This is a genomic window from Prosthecobacter sp. (genome assembly GCF_044227185.1).
Lineage (GTDB): Bacteria > Verrucomicrobiota > Verrucomicrobiia > Verrucomicrobiales > Verrucomicrobiaceae > Prosthecobacter.
On record NZ_JBGAFO010000013.1, the window covers coordinates 61,574 to 80,787 of the forward strand.

Below are 19,214 nucleotides of genomic sequence, written 5' to 3' on the forward strand. Positions count from 1 at the left end.
TTATGACTGTACGTGAAACGATCGCCACGATGCTGAGCTACCTGCGGGTGGAGCAGCGCGCCATTCCTTACGCGGGCGGCGCTGACTATGATGATCCGCTGCCGGACGCGCTGGCGGCGTGCAATGCGGCGCTGCAGCAGATGGCGGTGCTGGGCCCGCTGTGCGCGGCGAAGCAGCAGCGCAGCGCGTACTTCCGCGCGCCCTCCACCGTGGCGGTGAGCGGGCTGACGCGCGGCGGGAAGACGGCCACAGGGAGCTTTCCCGCCTGGGCGGCGGGCTGCTGGGTGGACCTGCCGGGAGATCCTGCAATGAACCGCATTCTTTCCATCTCAGGAAGCACGGCTACGCTGCAGTTTCCGCATCTGTCTGACAGCAGCAGCGGCACGGCCACGGTGAATGTGGACACGGCGGAGCTGGATGCGGACGTCATCACCGTGCTGGAGCCGGTGCGCTTCCGCGGCAGCCGGCGCAGGCTGGTGGCGGTGGGCAGCCGTGATGAACTGGCGCAGGACTGCGGCGGCGAGGCGCGCTACTTTGTGGAGTCGGCGGTGGCCAATGGCGCGGTGAAGCTGCGCCTCATGATCTCCGGGTATGTGAGCACGGACACGGTGCTGGAGTTTCAGGCGCGCACGGCGCTGGGAGAGCTGACGCGCGTGGACGTTTACAACGACGACGAGGACCACACGGACCCCGGCGTGGCGCTGCCGGTGCCGGCCAATTTTGTGGAGTCCATCTTTCTGCCGCTGGCGCTGGACGCCTTCTTTGCGAAGCCCTCCGTCACGAACTACGACATCTCGAGCCTGCGCAATCAGGACGCCCCCGCGCTGATCAAGCAGCAGGCGCAGGCGGCGCTGCTGCTGCTGCAAAACATGCGGCCGCAGGGGCGGAAGCCCGTGGGCGTGTGGCCGGCGTGGTCGAGCGGGAGGTATTGAGGGGGAGTTTGGTGAGCCTGGCGACGATCAGCCGCGAGCATGCCATTGCAGACCGGCTTTCCATGGGCTTTTCAGGCTTGTGCCGCAGGCGGCGGATGTGAGATGATCGTGTGAAATTCATCCGCCATGAACCTCGCAAAACCGACAGATTTGCAGACACGCCGGGGGCGCTTCTTTTTTTGGGTGGGACTGGTGATTCTGCCTGTGTTCTGGGTGTGGTGGATGAGGCCGCCATACTTCAGCCATGTGGAGCGGCGCGCAGGCTGGTGCTGGACCTGGATCTACCTGAAGCTGCTGCTCTATTTTCACGAGCCCGTGGGCTCAGGGGTGCAGGCGGCGCTGCAAGGCTGGCAGGTGGTGTTTTTCTGGATCACCCTGGTGCTGTGGCTCTGGCTGGCGTTGCGCCTCTTCCGGCTGGACCAGATTTTCTTCGGCTACATTGTGCTGGGGGAGGTCGTGACGCCGGTGATCCACCTCTACCTGCCTGCCTTCAAATGGCTGGCGGCGCTGCTGGCCTCTCCAGCAGCACTCATCCTCATGCCTGTGCTGCCAGCGGTGCTGCACCTGCTGGTAGTTCCTGTACGAGAGTGGCGGCAGGGACGGCGCATGATGACTGAGGCGGCCTGAGGTCTGCGTGCGCGCTTTACGCTGCCGCATGACGCATGTTCTGGCAAAGATGACGCACGCTCGGGTGCCGCCTCGCTGTTTCGCAACTGGATGGCTCACTTCTCCACCGGCAGCGCGTCGTACGGCACTCGGCCAGGAAGACCCCGGCCATGTTGAGCTTGGAGCAGTCATAACGGCGGAGGGTTTGCTGGATGGCGGCGGCTAGGAGGAGCGGCTTTGCGGCATGCCGCGCACGGAGCCGCAGGGGCAGGTCAGCGCTGGGAGCGCCGATGTTTCATCGGCTCTGGGCGGGCGTGACCGGGGTGCCATGAGATGGTTTGAGAATGGCTGGCTGGCTGGCTGGCCTGTGCCTCCTGGGGCAGCACTGGCGGCCGCAGTTGTGCGCACCGGGTTCTCGTCGTATCGGTTTTCCCATGGCACGCTTCTCAATCATGACCCAGGAGGTTTTCGAAAAGCTCTTCAGCGAGAGAAATTTCAATCCGCCGCCGCCGGAGGCTGAGTTTGGGGAGGAGTTTGATGAGGCCCTTGAAATGCTGCGCAGGGTTTTGCTGGCGCATGCGCAGCCGGAGGAGTTCTACTTGTACGAGGCGCACAACCAGGCGCGATTTCTCGATGTGGCCTTCGAGTCAGATGGTTATCTGGAAAAGCCGCTGGTGGAGGATGTGCAGCGGTGGCTGGGCACCATGAAGCAGGACTGGATGGTGAGCCTTTGGTGCGGATGTTTTCTTTTGATCACGCGGAATGAGATTCTTGGTTTTGATCCCACGCATGAGGTGCCTGGTTTTTCGAAGCTGGTGGAGCAGATCAATGGGGCGTGATGAGGCGGCATGCCTGCTGGGAGCGCCGATGTTTCATCGGCTCTGGGCGGGCGGCCCGGAAGCTTCGGCTTTGAATGCGGGGAAAAGGGTGGCGTGCATCTCGGGGGGGCGGCGCCGGAGCCGGTTAAAAACCGGCGCTCCCAGCGGGGGCTGCGTGTTGCGAGTGTGCTGGTTGGTTGGCGTGGCTGTACTCCAGTTGCGGCGCAACTGGTCTACTTTTCCGGCAGCGCGTAGTACGCGCATTCCGCGAGGAAGAATTCGGCCATGTTGAGTTTGGAGTAGTCGTAGTGGCGGAGGGTTTGCTGGATGGCGGCGCGGGTGGTGGTGTCGTCGTGGTTCAGGGCGATGAGGGTGGCGGCGGCGAGGGGATTTCGCATGTGGCGGGCTTCGTAGTCCTTGCGTTCGCCGCGCTTGGTTTTGTCGGAGATTTTGGCGAGCCGGGCGGCGTCTTCCTGGGTGGGCTGGGGGAACCAGGTGGAGTACACGGCGCGCCAGTTCGCGTTTCCAAAAACTTTGGTGTCGTTGTTGTCGAAGTGAGTGCGGCCTTCCAGGGCGGGGAGGGCGTTTGTGGCGTTGGCGGCGAGGCCCTGGCGGTAAAAGATGACGCTGGCGGGGGCGCGGCCCTGGGGATCGGTCTCCATGGCGATGAGCTGCGCGAGGGAGGCCTGGCAGCCGACGTAGATCCAGAGCTGGGATTGATCGATATTGGCGATGGCGGGGCGGTCGAAGGGATAGCCGAGGGCGCAGATTTCCATGCGGGTTTTGCCGGCGGGGTCGGGGCGTTCGTCGAGGGCTTTGTGGTAGCGGTCTGCCCAGACGGGATCGCCGGTGATGTCGTGCAGGGCGCGGAGGAGGTAGAGGTAGCGGACGGCATCGCGGAAGAGGTGGCCGGTGAAGCCGCCGCGGAACTGGCCTTTGAAAGCGCCCTCGCAGGGGATGCGCCAGTGAGTGGCTTCGAGCGCGGTGGCGACTTCGGTGACCTTGGCGATGATCTGCTGGCGCTCCGCTTCGGTGGGGATGCTGCTTTTCAAATAGGCGTGCAGGCCGAGGAACCAGGGGTGAGTTTGATCGTCTGAGCTGAGCGGGTAGTGGCAGGTGCCATCGCTGCCGATGCCGCGGGCGATGAAGCCGGGGACAGCGGAGACGGAGGCGCATTTGATGAGGCCCTGCGCGAGACGGCGGCACTGCGCGGCATCTTCCGCGGAGCCGCTGCGGCGGGCGCGCCCGCACATGGCGGGGAGGTAGAGGCCGGTGAACATGGGGCCGTTTTCAATGGGGCTCCACCAGCCGATGGCGTTGGGCTTGCCGAGCTTGCAGTCCTCGGGTGTGGGGAGCTCGCCCACGTAGTCGCGGATGATGCCGTGGGGATCGACGAAGCGGCGCCAGAGCTCGGTGTGGGCCTGGTCGATGGCTTCGGTGAGGGTGCGTGTGGGAGTGAAAGCGGAAGGTGAAGGCGAGGGTGGGGGCTCTGCGGCGGGCAGGGAGGTGTGAAGGGCGGGCAGCAGGCTGGTGATGAGGATGATGAGAAAGCGGCGGGGATGGTGCATGAGGTGCTGCGGGAAAGGGGGGGGCGTGCGGGTGTGGGCGGATGGAAGGATGCCATAGCTCGGGATCCGGCGGGCTCAAGAAACGGCTTTTGGCGGAGAGGAGGAGGGCTCGGGATCTGGAGTGCGGCCGCGGAGCTGCTGCTTTCGAGTGTTTTATGGCGGGCGTGGGCTGAGTGAAGTGGCGGTGGTTGATCGGGATGTGGGGTTCGGGTAGTTTGTGGTATCCGCGAGATTTTGCGGCCTGCGAAAGCGGTAGCTGCGTTCGTTCCTCACTCCGCGACCGCATTGATTCGCTGCGCTCACCCCTTCGGGGCAGCCTGCTGCTGTCTATTTGCCTTCGGCGGTCTCCGACCCGCTGCGCTACGGTTCCAAGACGCTTCGCGGGCGGTGGCTACTTGGCGGGGGGCTCGGCGGCTTTGAGGGCGGCGAGTTTTTTGCGGTAGAGTAGGGCGCTCTCCGGGCTAAGGGCGCAGAGGGTGTGGGGGCCGACATCGCTGCCGATGAGATAGACGGAGATGAAGGAATTTGGAAGCAGCACCGAGGAGGTGGGCAGGATGCGGAGGGTGCTGCCATGGGCGAAGTCCTTGCCGGGGACGATCTGCTCCACGAGCTCGGGCTTGCCCTGCGGGGTGAGCTTCACGCGCTCGTATTTGCCGTTTTTGCCTCTCAGCTTCACCGGCAGCTTGTCGGCGGGGGAGACGTCGATGAGCAGGGCGTCTTCGGTGGCGGTGACGCGGTCCACATGGCAGCGCAGCATGCCGGCGCGGATGTTTTTCAGCTCTGCGATGTCTGCCTCCTCCTGCGCGGCCTGGGCGGCGGCGCGGGCTTTTTTGTCGGCGTCTGCGATGATGGTTTTGACGCGCTCCTCGTGCTTTTCCGCCATGGCGGCGGAGGCTTTGAGGGGATCGTAGCCAAAGAGTTTCTGCAGGTCGGCGGGCAGATCTGCGAGGGGGACGGAGGTGGCGCCGGTGGCATGAGTGAAGCGCAGCTCCAGTGCATCGTAGCGCGAGATTTTGACGTTGTGGTAGGTGACTCCCTTTGTGGTGGTGAGTGTTTCAAAGGTGAGCGGCGGGCCGGCATGAAGAGGAAAAACGAGGATCGCCCACAGGAAGCAGAAGAGGAGGGATAAAGGGTGGTGGGACATGAGCGAATAGTGAAACCGAAGTGATGGTTAAAAGAGGGAGAAAGGTGAAAAAAGTGAGAATGAAGAACCATCGTGGAACAAATAAGATTTGAATTCCTAAGTTCCGGATGTCCAACCGGACACTCTGTCAAAGCAAGCCGGTTCATGACACGAAGTCTCAATCAGGAACATCGGGAGCTTTGTCGGACTGAAAGATGTCGAGGCGTTCTGAGCCGCTGAAGATGAGAATAAGGTGGCCGCCTTTGCCAAGGCTGATCTTTTCAGTCTTATAAACCGGGACCGTCTTGCCCGGGGTAACGCTGACCTCCAGTTCAAAGCGCCCGGCGGGTGGCTGCAGTTGCAAGGATGCGGCATGCTGGCTTTTGTCGTCGGTCTGCACATGGCCGTCAAACATGCGCACATCATTAAAACGGATGCTGACGCGCTGGCCGCGGAACTGATGCCCCAAATGGACATGTACGGGCGCAAGAGGAGGTGGAGTCGATTTAAGGAAGTAACCTGATGCGAATGTGAAGGCGAGCATGAGAAGTCCCATGGTAACGGCCACGGGGTCGTGAGTGTTTTGCGAGGAGGGGGCCATTGACGGGATTTAATAGTCGGTGTTCAAAGTTCCTGGGGCTCTATTTTGTGCAACACACCATTCTCCACTGGAATTACAAAGGACAAGTTGAGTTCCTTGCCTCCATCATTCAAGCCACAACCACAAAGCAAGGACACGAGTGCCAAGACAATGAGGCCAAAGCAGCCCGACTGTAGCGGCCTGCGTAGAGGCCGGGGACGCAGCCAGATGGAACAGGGGCTGCATGGAAAACGCGAGGTCTCAGGTGGTCATTCCCAGACTCGTGCGAAATTCACCTCTCTCTTGCCTGGACGCCGCGATCGTGTGAAGATGGGGGCCGTTGCATGAAGAAGGAGTTCATCACTTTGCTGGGATTTGCCGGGGTGGCCGCCGCGGCTGGGCTGGTGTGGTGTGCGGCGGTGCATGGCTACTGCAAGGAGACGGACTACACCTGCGTGCGCTGCCGGGCGGAGCGGCATGAGACCCAGCTTTTTGGCGGGCCGGTGGTGAACGTGGTGAGCGGGGCGGGTGCGCCGTGGTTTGCCGCGCATGTGCCGGAGCATGCGCATGAGTGGAGGTGGAGCGGGCGCACGGAGACTCATGGACTGCTGTGGGTGAGCTGCGGCTGCGGCGGACGGAACGCGCGGCATGCCATCTGGATGGTGGAGCCGGAGGAGCAGGCGCGGTTTCTGGAGCAGGCCACGCCAGAGGAGGCGGAGACTTTTTACGCGGGGCTGGAGTCTCCGGACCTGGCCGTGCAGTTGCGCAGCGTGCGGATGGTGTCTGACAACGAAAAGGAGATCAGGAGGCGGCGGCTGGCGGGCCGGGGTGACTAGGCGGTGTCTTGCCATTCAAAGGTTCTCATGCGGCCAGTGCAAGAACGCCATGGTGGCGAGCATGAAGCAGAGGCCGCCCCACTCTGCCTTTCGGAGGGAATAAGGACGGCGCACCTTTTTGCATCGCCCTCGGCGCCATAGACCCTCATCTACGGACCCGACGCAGCGGTTCCCTACCAGCCCTTCGGCATTCACGGCCCCCATGGCACCCGCGAGGAAGGCAGGTACGCGCTGCTGTGCCGTGTCCCAAGAATCCTCGTCCCAGCATGCGCTGCAGTCCCGCCATTCTCCCCCTTTCCATATGCCCCCTCATGCCCGGTGGCACATTTCTCCGGAGAGCATGGTCTTTGCGAAGACACCGCTCAGGATGCCAGATACGGCTATTTGATGGTATTCAGGTGCTCCGCCCGGGAGGGCGTGGTGCTTTTTTATGGCTCTTCATTCATCCTGGCACCCTGGCAGGCGCATGGCGTTCAGGTCTGGCTGGAGGCGGGCTCAAGCAGAGGGTGCTGTGCGCACATTCACAGGCCATCGAGGGCAGTGGCGCGCTGGTGGGCTGGCTGGCTTTCGCACACCCATCCCGCGATCACGCATCGCATGCGCCGCCATCAGGCCGCGCCGAGCTCACACGGCATCCATTTTCTGGATGTCGGCCTTTTCGTGGAGTTTGTTGACCTTGTAGTCGATGCGATCCTTGGTTTTCTCGTCCTTGAGGACCTTGATGACTTCGTCCTTCACTTTTTTAAAGGCGGGCGGGGCGGGGGAGAGGCGGTCGTCCACGCGGAGGATGATGAAGGAGGTGCCCTGCTCGATGAGGGGGCTGATCTGGCCTTTGGGCGTGGTGTCAACGGCTTTGCGCACGCCGGCGGTGAAGTCTGAGAGGGCCATCCAGTCCCAGGCGCCGCCGCTGTCCGCGTGGCTGTCCTGGCTGCTGGTGCGTGCGGCGGCGGCGAAGTCCCCGCCGGCGGCGATCTCTTTGTGAAGAGTCTCCGCGCGGGTGCGCGCATCGGGCTGGGAGGTGGGGATGGTGAGGGTGCTGATCTTCACCTGCTGCGGCGGGGCCCAGCGCTGCTTGTTTTTGTCAAAGTAGTCGTGCGCCTCCTCATCGGTGACCTCGATCTCTCCGGCAATGCGGGAGCGCATCACGTTCATGATGATCATGTGCTCGCGCAGGCGGCGAAACTCCGCGTAGGTCAGGCCGCCTTTTTCGAGCTCCTTGTCAAAGGCCTCGCGGCTGCCCTTGAAGCTGTTCTTGATGATGTCGTCGATGTCCTGGTCCACAAAGCCTGGTTTGATCTCGCCGCCGATGCGCCTGAATTCGTTCAGGAGGAGGTGCTTGTCGATGAGGTTGCCGAGGGCTTCGCGCCGCAGCTCGGCGAGCTCCTGCTCCATGCGCTCGGGGTCGGGGTCTGAGGTGTAGCGGTAGCGGATGACCTGCTCCTGGGCATCGATGGTTTCCTTCAATTCATCCGCGTAGATGAGTGCGCCATCCACCATGGCCACGGGGCGGCGTTTCTGGCCTCTGCGCAGCGGCACCTCTCCGAGCTGCGCCAGGCCGCCCGGTGTGGCGTAGGCGAGCTGGTTTGCCAGGCGCTGGGAGGCATCGGTGTCATTGGCATCGGGGCCCAGTGTTTTGATCCGCCCTGCCAGGGCGCGGCGTGCGTAGGCCAGCGCCTCGGCGGGCTTCTTCTGCTTCTTCAGGTTCAGCGCCAGGGTGTGGCAGGTCTTCAGCGTGGCCTTGTCCTCGGGGCCGAGCTTGCGCTCCTGGATGGCGAGCACGGCCTCGTACTGCTGCGCGGCTTCAGCATCTTTGTCCTGGGCTTCGAGGTCCGCGGCCAGCTCCTGGCGGATGTGCAGGGTGAAGCTGTCCTCGGGGCCGTGAAGGCGGGTGGCGATCTCCAGCCAGCGGCGCCACTGCGCCTCTGCCTCCTCATATTTTTCTCCGGCGCGCAGGGCGCGGGCCATGGCAAAGACGCAGGCCTGGGTTTCGGAGTTTTCTTCGCCGAAGACTTTCACCATCGCGGGAAGCAGCTCGCGCAGCGCGCGCTCAGCGGCCTCTGTCTCGTGCAGGGCGCTGTCCGCGCCGGTCATGGCCAGGCGGGTGCGCAGCGTTTCTTTGGCCTCGGGCCCGAGGGTGCGCAGGCAGAGCTCCAGGATGTCGCGGTGCTCCTGCGTGGCCTGCGCGGTTTTTCCTTTGGCGAAGAGCGCCCGCGCCAGCAGGCGGCGGGTTTTCAGCGTGACCTCATCCGCGGGGCCCAGCGCCTGCTGCTGCACGGGAATGATGGCGCGGCAGAGCTCCAGCACCTCGGCGTTTTTATCCTGCTCCAGCAGCGCGGTGGCGAGCATGGACTGGCAGAGCAGGTGATAGCGCGAATTTTCACCGGTGACTCTGGCCAGCAGCGGCAGCAGCGCGCGGAGCTGCGCCTCGGCCTCCGGCTCGCGGGAGTGGTCGATGAGAAGCTGCGCCACCAGCAGGCGCGCGCGCAGGGTGTCCGCGGCCTCCGCGCCCAGCTCCTGGGTGCGTGCCTGCAGCAGGGCCTGCGCGGCCTTTTCCGCATCATCGATTTTTCCGACTTCGCGCAGGGCCGTCACAGCATCCTCTGCCTTCCGCGCAGCCTCCTTCGCCGTTGCCTTCCCGGCATCCTCCGCCGCAGGCAGCACGCCGGGGCCGCAGGAGAAGGAGAGCAGGAGCAAGGCGAACGTGCAGGAGGAAGGCAACTTCATGAATGGATGGGCGCGGTTTAGGTGCGGGAATTAAATGAAGGGCTGAGGGGCAAGGCAAGCCGCAATTGCTAGGCGCGGGGCTTATTTGTGAGGGCGAAGCAAGCAAAGCTGGTGAACAAACACAACGATGCGGCATTTGCCGAAAAGAACCTGGCTGAAGTGGGAACCACTTCAGCACCGTCTTTAAGAAAGCAGTGATCGCTACTCGGAAGCCTCTGCCGAATCAAGAGCACTCATGCCACGAGTGGTAAACTCGAATAGGACAGGCTGGCCCTTTGTCCCACTGCCACTTGAATGCACGTTGATGGGTGGACACCTGCAGTCTCTCGGTCCCCGCAACCGTCTTGCCGCCCGCAACTTTTTTTAAAGCTTGGGCGAAGGTGGGGATGCCCAATGCCTTTCTGCGGTTTTTCTCCTCCAACGCCGGTACAAGGTGAGTGGCAATCGCCCGCTGGTGTCGGGTAAAGCCGATCATGAGAGCATCTTGCATGGCCCACGCATAGTCCCCTTTGACGAAACGGATGAGGCCGTCATCGCAGTAGCGCTTGTCCACCGCATGCTTTTTATCCACCGGCTTGCACTCCACAAAGATGGCATAGTCGGAATGCAGGACTCTTGCCCCTTCGGGAGCCCGCAGTTTAAACAAAATATCCGGCTCCTTTTTTAACTGGGTGCCGTCGTGATTCGTGGTTCCCGCATGATGCACGATGGATTCCACCACCGTGTCGTCAAAGCCTGGGATGGCATCGTCACGGCCACGCTGCCGACGATGCCGCAGATCGTTCTCCAAGATGCGGGTTAGAGGAATGGTAACTGCATCTTCGCTTTCATGCGCCAGACTGCCCTGCTGCCGCCGCAGTTCGGCAAAGGCCACCTGCAGCACCTGGTGCATCAGCAGCATGACCTGCACGGGAATGCGAGGATGCGGGAGGTCAAACTCAGACGCGTTGGGCAGTCCTGAGCTCATGCCGCCCGCAAAGCCACGCGGGCCACGAGCAAACATGCCCGTAGTGGTGCTGGCGGGTTGGGGATGAGAACTCATGCATCAATGGCGGACAACGCGCTTTCTGCGGAATGGCAGCGGCGCGGGACGGTGGCTGGAATGCGGTGGCTCAAAGGCCGCCAGATGCTCCATCGTGATGGTGTGGGCGCACAGGCGCGCGCGTGTGCGCGTCCACCAGCGGCGGGCGTTCAGGATGCCGATGAGCAGGCAGTGATGGCGCGGCACGCGCACAATGATGCGGCTTAAACCACGCTCATTGGCCAGCTGCATGGCCTCTTGCAGCACCCTGGCCGGAAAATTCGCTGGTGGCTGTCCGGTCCACACAGCGACGAAGCGCCAGGTGGTGTTCCAAGTCTGCTGCCGCAGGCCCGGTGGCTCTCCCACCTGTACCGTTTCATCCATGACCGCGAAAAAGGGCTGGAGGCGTTGCTGAAGTTCATCACAGAAGACATCGCGCACGAGCAGGCCATCCTCGCCCGGCTGAGGCTCGATGGGCAGGAAGGCATCTTTTCCTGCGAGGCGGTAGGCGGCGCTGGCAAACAGTGTGTCTTCGATGACCTGGGCATCGTCCACTCCCAGACCGTAAAGGCGGAAGATGAAGGCATTCAGCTCCGCCCAGAAAGCCAGCGCCTTCTCGCGTTGCTTGTCCGCCTTCACTGAAGCAGGCGCCGGGGCGGGAGCGGTCTTGAAAAGGTCGGGCAGATCCTCCTCCTGTTTCTTTCCACGCCTGGCTTTCTTTTCAGGTTCAGGAGCTGGCATGTGCCCTTCACCTTCTTGCAGACGGGCCGAGAGCTTCAGGAGTATTTTTTTGTCTGCTGCCGGAAGCTTGGCAACATCGGGGAACGGCAGGGCGTCAAAATCTGCTTTCAAAAACATCATGAAGTCGCTGCCGAGCGAAGAGCTGCTCATCACAATAAAGTAACGAGCCAAGGTTGAATGAGCGAGAACATGAATCATGGCCGCCACATGCTCAGGCGCAGGTGAGTCCTTGCATGCGTAGCCATAATAACTCTGACTGAATGCAACGGGTCGGTCCGTCAGCCAAGATTTTGGGGTGTAAATATTATCACCTGGAGCTTTGGGAACGATGACCAGGGGAGGCTGATACTGTTCAGGCTCTTTTGGTCTATAAGCTGAAGAGCGCTTATGATTGCTCTCAAATGTATTGAGTGCTTCCCATTCCACGGCAAAACCGTTTTCAGATGGGTCGCTAAAATCCAGCAGTGAACCAAGGAATGGGGCGGGCTTTTGACGCAAGCCCGGCGAGATATTGTATCCTTGTCCCGTCCTTATTCCTTCCGGGTCAAATTGCTCCCAATACTGCAACAAGGTCTGCGGAAACGCCTTGGTGATGCGATCCATGACATCCACGTCCAGCGTGTTGCCAAGACTGAGTGTCTTCAGCAGCCACGGGCGCTGTCGCGTCTCGGCCTGAGTGATCGCGCGCACGGCAGCGTAGTCGATGCGAAAGCGGCTGCATGAATTGATGGCGTATTCAGAAAGTGGACTTGCATAAAAGAAGCCTTCCTCAGGTCGGCTCTTTTCATTACGAGCAAAGAACAAACAAAAGGGTACATGCATCCCATCCCAAACTTTCGTCCAGCGCAAATCGGCTCCATTCACAATGCCCGTGATGGCCATGGCCTCCTGCACGGCATGCCATGAAATGTCCTTTTTCCCCTGGGTATGCAGGAACAGTCTGCCATGCAGCGCAAAGGCGATGATGCCTTCCGGCCTGGCCCATTGAGTGGCGCGCCAAAGAAAGGGGATGTCTGGGGCTTTGTCCGGGTTTTCGTACTCTTTGATCAGATGAGTCAGTTCCCGTGCTTCCAAGGTTTCACGGCCAATCTGGGTGAAGGCCGCATTCGCTCTGGCTGTGGCCGATTTCTTCACACTGCCGGCATCGCCTGTCTTGTTCCTGCGCTCTTCGGGCGCTTCATCGCGCAGGCGCGTCCAGGGTGGGTTACCGATGACGAGATCAAACGCTCCTTTGAAATCCTCCTGTGCAGCTTTCACAGGCAGTTCTCCGAGGCTGCCCAGCATGGCCTGGAAAGTGGCTGTGTCGGGATCATTCGCATACACTTCAGCGGCGGCTTCTTCGCCAAAATGATGCAGCACGCTCTTCCGGAGATTGCGTGGAAACTTCAGCGCCTTGGGCGGGTGCGGGCTGGCATTCAGCTCAATGGCCGTGATGTAAAGCGCCAGCGCGGCCAGGCGCAGGGCAGACTCGCTCACGTCAAAGCCACGGATCTGATCATACAGAATGCTCTGAATCTCGCGGGTGTCTGGCCGCGCACCGTTGATCTGATAGCGCTCGCGGAAGAGCCGCCTGAACGCAAGAACCAGAAACACCCCCGCGCCCGAGGCAGGGTCGAGCACTCGTGCGAGGCTCTTGTTTCCGGGCAGGGAGGCAAAGGCCTCCTCCACCATGAAATTGGCAATGAAACGCGGCGTGTAGTGAACGCTGGTGTCACGCGAGAGCTTGCTGTCCACCTGGTGGGAAAAGTCTTCATACACCTCGCTCAACACGCCCACGGGAATGTGGGCGAAATCCAGCCGGTGCCAGTCAAAGGCGAGCTGCTTGCCCTCCACCTGCTCCCAGCCTTTGAGAATGGCCTCCAGGTGCTTGAAGACAGCCTTCTCCGTGGCCTTTCCCGCGATGCGGTAAAAACGGCGGTAGGCCTCCAGCCGTTCATCGTCCTTGAGCTTGTCCGCGATCAGCGGCAGGAAGTCTCCATTGAATGTCTCGTCCAGCCAGAGGGAAGTTTGCGCAGCGCGCTCCGAATTAGAAAAGACATCTCGCAGCGTCAGCCCATCCTCAAGCGCGGCAGGGCAAATGGTCGAAAGCTCCGCAGGTCTGACGATGTTGCGGTCGATCAAGAAACGGAAAAACAGCGCGCGCCCTGCCATGGAGAGCACGTGCAGGGGCTCCACCTGCGCATTCCCAACGAAAGCCGTCGTAGTACGTGTGAGCAGCTTCTTGATCTCCTGATACACGTGATCGCAGGCCTGAGGCTTTGACGGTGCTTCAAAAGTGCCCTGGACCAGACTCTGGAAAAACAACGGCGCATCCGGATCTTTCTCGTTCAGCGTTTTGGCCGCTGGCAGCTCATCGCCAAAACCCACGGGGTAGAGCGTGAGCGTGCCCGCATTAACGATGCCCAGCCAGGCGGAATCACTTCGGTTGGCCAGTGTGCGACGCATCTCCTTGATGGCAGCCTCATTCGGCTTGCGACTGCTGCGGGAGGCATCCACCACATAAAGCAGTGCCGCGCTGCGGTGCGCCGCCACGGCATGCAGTCCGGAACCATGGTCGCTGTCCTTCTTGGGCAGGAGATCGAGATAGTCTATCTGCTCCGGCAACTGAAACTTCCGATCCAGCGGAATGAGCTTGGGGCAGCCCCAAGGAGCCATGATTTCATCCAGGCTTTGCGATGCAGCCCCTGTGACGTGCCGTGCGCGCAGCTTCGTCTTCGCACTGGGTTTGGGCAGAGTCTTGAGGCTCATCGGCGGCCTCCTTTCATCACGCGCACGAGGCCCACCATCTTTCCGACGATGCGAATATCATCTGCCTCGCCGGGCTGGATGAGGCGGTCCGTCAATGCGGTGTTTGCCGGTCGCAAGAGCAGTCCGTCAGGGCGTTTGAACACACGTTTGAGCGTAGCGTCGCCGTTTTCGCAGACAGCCGCGATCTCGCCATCGGGAACGATGGCCTGGCTGTTTAAGATCGCGTAGTCGCCGGGCAAAATCCCGGCGTCTTTCATGCTGTCTCCCTTCACGCGCAATGCAAAAACCATGTCTCCGGGAAAAAGTCCAGCCTCAACTGGCAGCCTCTCGTCCAGAGTCGCCAGCGCCTCCTCCATAGGCCCGGCAGGGATTGTGCCCAGCAAGGGCAGACCTGATGGCTCTCCGGCAACTGATGGCGGAGCAGGTACGATCCTGGAAGCTGAAGTCCGCTTGGGCGGCGGCGTCAGGCGGATGGAACGAGCTTTCCGCTTTCCGCGTGTCAGACGCCCCTTTTTGGCCAGCAAGGCCAGGTGGCAGCGAACGGTGTTGGTGCTGGCGCATTTAAGGTGGATCCGGATCTCCTCCAGCGTCGGAGGACAGCCACGCTTGCGCTGGTAGGAGGCGATGAACTCCTCGATACGGCGCTGCTTTTTAGTGGGCTTTTTTCGTATCATTTTTACTGGACAAAATACTGCACTAAAAAGCAGTATTTTCAAGCATGAAATTCGTGAACTGGAAGTGTTTGGTTTCACCGCCTTTGCCGACGCGAATGTCGGACCTTTTCTCTTTCCAACACGAGAGGTCATCGGCAGTGCGGGCCGTCGGCGTCCCCATGTCAAGGGGGGCGTATCCTCACACCGTCAGGTCGTTCGCGGTCTGGTTCCAATTTTACCACTCCCGGTTCCCATACCTCGCCTTGCATGCGGCTCCTGCGTGGGTGCTGCGTTAGTGCTGAGCGCAGGCCCTCACAGGCGGGTCTCGCCATCGCGGGCGCGTTGTTTCTTCCCGGGGTCTGTTTCCTCCGGCGCGGGGGCGAGGCGCTGGATGTCGGCGGCGGCGCGGAGGCGGACGAGGGTTTTTTCGATGTGCTCGTTGGCGAGGTCGTTTTTGAGGCGGGCGGCCACCTGGTCCTTCACTTTTTCAAAGGGCGGCGGCGGGGGCGTGCGGCGGTCCTCCACGCCGATGAGGATGAAGAGGCCGGGCTCCTCGATGATGGGGCTGATGGAGGCCTTGCCCATCGTTGCCACGGCGGCGCGGATCTTGGGGCTGAGGCTGGTCACGGGCGTCCAGCCCCAGGCGCCGCCGTCTTCGGCGTGGCTGTCCTTGCTCTCCGCGCGGGCCACGGCGGGAAAGCTGGCGCCTTTGCTGATTTTTTCGCGCAGGGACTCGACGTGGGCGCGGGTGGCGGTGTCGGTCTGGTGCAGGGTTTCGGGCACGGTGAGGGAGTAGAGCTTCACCTCCACGGGGCTGTCCCAGAGGCTGCGGTTTTTCTCATAGAAATCGCGCACCTGCTCATCGGTGACCTTGATGGTGCCGGCGAGGTGGGCGCGCATGGCGGTGCTGTTGATCAGGCGCAGGCGTGCCTTGCGCAGCTTTTCCAGCGTGAGGCCGTCGCGCGCGAGCATGGCCTCGAAGGCGGCGAGGTCTCCCTGCGCGGAGTTTTTGACCATGGCCTCGAAGTCCTGCTCGATGAGGAGTGGATTCACGGTGATGCCCACGCGTGGGAGCTCGCTGGCGAGGAGCTGCTGGTCGATGAGGATGCCGAGGGCGGAGCGTTTGAGCCTGGCGGTCTCCTGCTCCAGCTTCTGAGCTTCGCCGGGGTGCTTCTGCTGAAACTCCTCGACGCCGGTCTGGATCATCTTGCGCACGTCCGAGGCCAGGATGGGCACGCCATCCACGGTGGCCACGGGGCGGTCCTGGGGCAAAGCCGCCGCCGGCGGGGGCGTGGGCGCGCCCGGGGTGAGAGAATCTACCAGCTGCTGGTTCAACCGGGTATCCAGGTGGCCGCTGCCGAAGACTTTCTGGCAGCCTTCCAGGGCGCGGCGCGCGTAGGGCAGGGCCTCCTGCGGGCGGTTCTGCGCGCGCAGGCAGGCGGCCAGGATGCTGCAGGTGCCCAGCGTGTCCGGGTGCAGCGCGCCGAGCACGCGCTGCTGCACGGCCAGCACGGAGAGCAGGCGCTGCGCGGCCTCGGCGCCCCAGCCCTGGGCCTCCACATTTTCCGCCAGCTCCACCTGGGCCTTCAGGGTGTCCGGGTGCTCGGCGCCGAGGAGGCGCGTCTGCTCGGGCAGGAGCTTCAGCCAGGCGTGCCCTGCGTCGCTGTATTTTTTGTCGATGCGGAGCTTCAGCGCCTTGGCCGTCTGGGTGTCGATGGAGTGGCGTTCTTTGAGGGTGATGCTGCCGCGGCTGAGGTCGCGCGCCTGGCGGTCCTCCGCCTCCGCCTCGGTGCGTTTTCCCAGGGCGTACAAGACGCCGGAGAAGCGCCAGCGCGCCTGCAGGGTGAGGGCGTCCGCCAGGCCGAGCACGCGCTGCGCGGTGGCGATGAGGCTGCGATACTCCGCCTCCGTCTCCGCGTTTTTTCCCGTGGCGGCGGTGGCGGAGAGGAGCGCTGACTGGCAGGCCAGCGTCTCGCGCTGCTCCGCGCCAAAAACACGCGTGACCACGGGCAGCAGCGCCTGCAGGCGTGCCTCCGCATCGGCCGCGCGGTCCTGCCCGAGGATGACCTGCGCGAGCTGGAGGCGCGCGCGCAGCGTTTCCTTGTCCTCCGGGCCGTGCGCCTGGGTGCGTGCCTCCACCAGCGCCTGCGCGGCTTTTTCAGCATCGGCCGCCGTGTTTTCCTGGCGCAGCGGTGGAAGGCCGCCGCCTGGGTCTTTGTCTTTGCTTTTGCCTTGGCTTTTATCTTGGCTCTCGCCTTCGCCGGCCTTGCTGGCAAGGTCCTGCTTCTTCTGTGCTGCGGGGGAATGTGGAGCTGCCAGCAGCACCAGCAGAAGGAGGGGAAGGCAGGAGAGCAGCGGCTTCATGACGGGCAGGCGGGCATGCATGGGGTAGGCGCGGGGAATAAACGAAATACTGGGACGCGTGGCAAGCGTGGAATCTGCACCTGATCCCGGCGTCCGGAGAATGTCCAGGATTGACGCCCGCATGGGCGCGCGGTGTTTGAACAAACGAAAGGGTCTGTCAGAAAAACGAATGAGTGCGTTTTGCGCTGAATCGGTCTGGCTCGGGCATCGTTGTCTTGCAAGAGGATGCCTGCCGGGCGAAAGTACCCGCCTGTGAAGATCTCGGCTCACCCAGACCGCGCAAAATTGGAACAACGGCTGAAAGCCATCGGCCAGACCTGTGATGTGAGCTGCGGAGAGATGCTGTATCGCTTCGTGAATCCCGCCTACTCGAAGGCCGCTGACATCGTGAACGGCGCCGGCGCCCTGCACGCCTCGGGAAGGTGGAACACCCGGGGAGCCGCGAGACTTAGCTACACCGCCCTCACTCCGGAGACCGCGCTGGCCGAGGCGCAGGCTCATGTGCGTTATTTCGCACTGCCGCCCAGCAAGGCGCTTCCCCGCACACTGGTGGCCCTCAAGTTCAAGGCCGGCCGCGTGCTTGATCTGCGGGACGGAAAGGTGCGGCGGCTGCTGCGACTCTCCGAGGACACGATCCGCCATCTGGACTGGCGGGCGGAGAATCAGTCTGGCCGGGAATCCATCACCCAGGCGTGGGGAAAAGCCTTTGCCGGCGCCGGTTTCGAAGCGGTCATCGTTCCAAGCGCCGCAGACTCCTCAGGTGCAAACGTGCTCGTCTTTCCCGAAAATCTGCTGCCCGGCAGCCAGTTTAAGGTGGACCAGGAAGTCATGCACCCCTGAAAGTAATCCTGCAATTTTGCAGGATTGTTATTGCGCAGCCCGGGGGGTGGAGGCATGGTGTGTTTCATGGGAACTTCAGCGGCTCCAAAATCCGTGACCTGGCAGCAGGCCAGGGAGAGCGGCACCGCGTTGTTTGTGTGGCGCAGAAACATTGGTTTGAACCGGGAGGTTTTTGCGCGGCTTTCCAATTTTTCGGAGCGGACCCTGGCCACCTATGAAAAGCAAAAGAAGCTGCCGGCTCCGGTGCAGGCGCAGGTCACCGAAGCTGTGCGCCTGGTGAAGGCTTTGCTGGAATTGATCCCGGCGGAGGATCTGCCGGCATGGCTGCAGAGGCGCAATCGGGGGTTCAAGGGCCGCAGCCCGTGGGAGCTGATCGAGAACGGAGAAAGAGATGTGATCTGGGAGATGATCCATCAAACCCGCCACGGTGCTTTTGCCTGATTTGCGGCGAGAGCTGGTGCGGTGTTTCTGACGCTGGTCTGCGTGCCGAGGCTCCGCCGGACACACGGCAGAAACGACGTATGTCAGATGAGACGTATGTCTGTTTATCCGCCTTTCTGTCTGTCTGCGTGCAGTTCACGGTGCCGCGTGGCCCGGTGCCGCTGGGGGGGCAGGAGCGCGGGCCCTCCGAGCCCGCAGCGCTCCGCCGGGCAGTCGAAGCTCCGCTCTTGCCTGCATGTTTTTGGAGAAGCGGCGCTGGTGGGGGCGTGTGCTTGCGGCGCGTGGCTGTGCAAACAGCCGCACGCGCGGACGACCTGCTGCGGGCTCGGAGGCCCCGCGCTCCTGGGGCGCTTTCTTTTTTTGCGAGGAAGCCGTCCGCGAAGCTTGTCTTTGGAAGCAGAGATCCATGATCACCGTTCTTAACCGAGTGTCATTCACGAAACAGCCTTGATGATCCCGCGGTTGAAGCCATTCTTGGTGAGCGCTTTTCTTTTTCCTCTTCTTCTTCCGAACTCGAACTGCCATGAATACTCCCCGTCTTCTTGCCGCCCTTCTCCTGGCATGCCTGCTCCTGCCCGCGGCGCGTGGGGAGGAGGCCTACACTCCGAAGGCGGGCTCCAGTGAGCGCAAGGCGATCTGCGATGGACTGCGCGCCTTTCTCATTCAGGAGTATGCGGAGAAGAAGCTGCCGAAGCCCATCGTGCTGAAGATCGAGTACCTCAAGGTCTCGGGCGAGTACTGCTTCATCGAATGCGTCCCTGTGTTTGAAGATGGGAGCGACGCGGTGCCGGAGTATCTCCCGGACATCGGCTACACTCACTGCCTGAAACGCTTCAATGGCTGGCACGTCATCCTCGACCTCAGCCGCACGGATGTTCCGGGCGCGGAGGAGATCGCCAAGATCAAGAAATCGTTTCCCGGCGACTTCCCCATGGACCTTCTGACGGAGGACTGGAGGCAGATTCTCGCGGGCAAATACCAGTAGGAGCGGAAGGTGCCGCGGCGGGTTCAGGAGCAACTGCGCGGCTGCTTTTCATCCGGGCGAATTCGCAGCGGAGACATTTGCCATAGATCCGCGCAGTGCCTTCACTTCATTTGCGCTGAGCGTGTTGATTCCGTGCGGGGGCGCATTCACTCAGCGCTCCTGCTCGGGCGGAGTTTTCTTTACTGAAATTCCGCCTGGGCCGCGGCGTTTGAAAATGCATTCTGCATTCTCCGC

The 19,214-nt window shown here is 62.2% G+C and carries 15 protein-coding genes; 7 read left to right on the forward strand and 8 right to left on the reverse strand.

The window, feature by feature from the left end:
- The first annotated feature begins 2 nt into the window (after nucleotides 1–2).
- The 3 genes from ACILSQ_RS25795 (at nucleotide 3) to ACILSQ_RS25805 (ending at nucleotide 2,377) form a co-directional block, all read left to right on the forward strand.
- Nucleotides 3–932: a hypothetical protein gene (locus tag ACILSQ_RS25795; RefSeq protein WP_395746566.1), complete on the forward strand. Its 930-nt coding sequence runs from the start codon at nucleotides 3–5 to the stop codon at nucleotides 930–932.
- A gap of 126 nt (nucleotides 933–1,058) precedes the next feature.
- On the forward strand, nucleotides 1,059–1,559 hold the full coding sequence (locus ACILSQ_RS25800; protein ID WP_395746567.1) for a hypothetical protein: 501 nt from the start codon (nucleotides 1,059–1,061) through the stop codon (nucleotides 1,557–1,559).
- Between the two features lie 413 nt (nucleotides 1,560–1,972).
- A complete protein-coding gene (locus tag ACILSQ_RS25805) occupies nucleotides 1,973–2,377 on the forward strand; it encodes a hypothetical protein (protein WP_395746568.1) in 405 nt (134 codons plus the stop codon).
- Between the two features lie 212 nt (nucleotides 2,378–2,589).
- Here the strand turns inward: ACILSQ_RS25805 and ACILSQ_RS25810 are convergent, their stop codons facing one another.
- From ACILSQ_RS25810 to ACILSQ_RS25820, 3 genes are all read right to left on the reverse strand, one after another.
- Nucleotides 2,590–3,924, reverse strand: coding sequence for a hypothetical protein (locus ACILSQ_RS25810; RefSeq protein ID WP_395746569.1), 1,335 nt, complete (start codon nucleotides 3,922–3,924; stop codon nucleotides 2,590–2,592).
- A gap of 391 nt (nucleotides 3,925–4,315) precedes the next feature.
- Nucleotides 4,316–5,068: a hypothetical protein gene (locus ACILSQ_RS25815; protein ID WP_395746570.1), complete on the reverse strand. Its 753-nt coding sequence runs from the start codon at nucleotides 5,066–5,068 to the stop codon at nucleotides 4,316–4,318.
- A 157-nt stretch (nucleotides 5,069–5,225) separates the two neighbouring features.
- Nucleotides 5,226–5,591: a hypothetical protein gene (locus ACILSQ_RS25820; protein ID WP_395746571.1), complete on the reverse strand. Its 366-nt coding sequence runs from the start codon at nucleotides 5,589–5,591 to the stop codon at nucleotides 5,226–5,228.
- 380 nt (nucleotides 5,592–5,971) lie between these two features.
- Here ACILSQ_RS25820 and ACILSQ_RS25825 point away from each other — a divergent pair, with 380 nt between their 5' ends.
- Nucleotides 5,972–6,463 carry a hypothetical protein gene (locus tag ACILSQ_RS25825; RefSeq protein WP_395746572.1) on the forward strand — a complete coding sequence of 164 codons (492 nt, stop codon included), beginning with the start codon at nucleotides 5,972–5,974 and terminating at the stop codon, nucleotides 6,461–6,463.
- Between the two features lie 624 nt (nucleotides 6,464–7,087).
- Here ACILSQ_RS25825 and ACILSQ_RS25830 read toward each other — a convergent pair.
- From ACILSQ_RS25830 to ACILSQ_RS25850, 5 genes are all read right to left on the reverse strand, one after another.
- The gene (locus tag ACILSQ_RS25830; protein WP_395746573.1) at nucleotides 7,088–9,187 is read right to left on the reverse strand and encodes a tetratricopeptide repeat protein; all 2,100 of its coding nucleotides are present in this window, start codon (nucleotides 9,185–9,187) and stop codon (nucleotides 7,088–7,090) included.
- 223 nt (nucleotides 9,188–9,410) lie between these two features.
- A complete protein-coding gene (locus ACILSQ_RS25835) occupies nucleotides 9,411–10,229 on the reverse strand; it encodes a hypothetical protein (RefSeq protein ID WP_395746574.1) in 819 nt (272 codons plus the stop codon).
- A gap of 3 nt (nucleotides 10,230–10,232) precedes the next feature.
- A complete protein-coding gene (locus tag ACILSQ_RS25840) occupies nucleotides 10,233–13,697 on the reverse strand; it encodes an N-6 DNA methylase (protein WP_395746575.1) in 3,465 nt (1,154 codons plus the stop codon).
- Nucleotides 13,694–14,413 (reverse strand): transcriptional repressor LexA, encoded by a 720-nt coding sequence (lexA, locus tag ACILSQ_RS25845; RefSeq protein WP_395746576.1) that lies wholly within the window; start codon nucleotides 14,411–14,413, stop codon nucleotides 13,694–13,696. The genes ACILSQ_RS25840 and lexA overlap by 4 nt, the downstream gene beginning before the upstream one ends.
- 249 nt (nucleotides 14,414–14,662) lie before the next feature.
- The gene (locus ACILSQ_RS25850; RefSeq protein ID WP_395746577.1) at nucleotides 14,663–16,735 is read right to left on the reverse strand and encodes a tetratricopeptide repeat protein; all 2,073 of its coding nucleotides are present in this window, start codon (nucleotides 16,733–16,735) and stop codon (nucleotides 14,663–14,665) included.
- Between the two features lie 264 nt (nucleotides 16,736–16,999).
- Between ACILSQ_RS25850 and ACILSQ_RS25855 the strand changes: the two genes are divergently transcribed.
- The 3 genes from ACILSQ_RS25855 (at nucleotide 17,000) to ACILSQ_RS25865 (ending at nucleotide 18,980) form a co-directional block, all read left to right on the forward strand.
- Nucleotides 17,000–17,554 (forward strand): RES family NAD+ phosphorylase, encoded by a 555-nt coding sequence (locus tag ACILSQ_RS25855; RefSeq protein WP_395746578.1) that lies wholly within the window; start codon nucleotides 17,000–17,002, stop codon nucleotides 17,552–17,554.
- 66 nt (nucleotides 17,555–17,620) lie between these two features.
- Nucleotides 17,621–17,995: a hypothetical protein gene (locus tag ACILSQ_RS25860; protein WP_395746579.1), complete on the forward strand. Its 375-nt coding sequence runs from the start codon at nucleotides 17,621–17,623 to the stop codon at nucleotides 17,993–17,995.
- A gap of 523 nt (nucleotides 17,996–18,518) precedes the next feature.
- Nucleotides 18,519–18,980 (forward strand): hypothetical protein, encoded by a 462-nt coding sequence (locus tag ACILSQ_RS25865; RefSeq protein ID WP_395746580.1) that lies wholly within the window; start codon nucleotides 18,519–18,521, stop codon nucleotides 18,978–18,980.
- The last annotated feature ends 234 nt before the right edge of the window (nucleotides 18,981–19,214 follow it).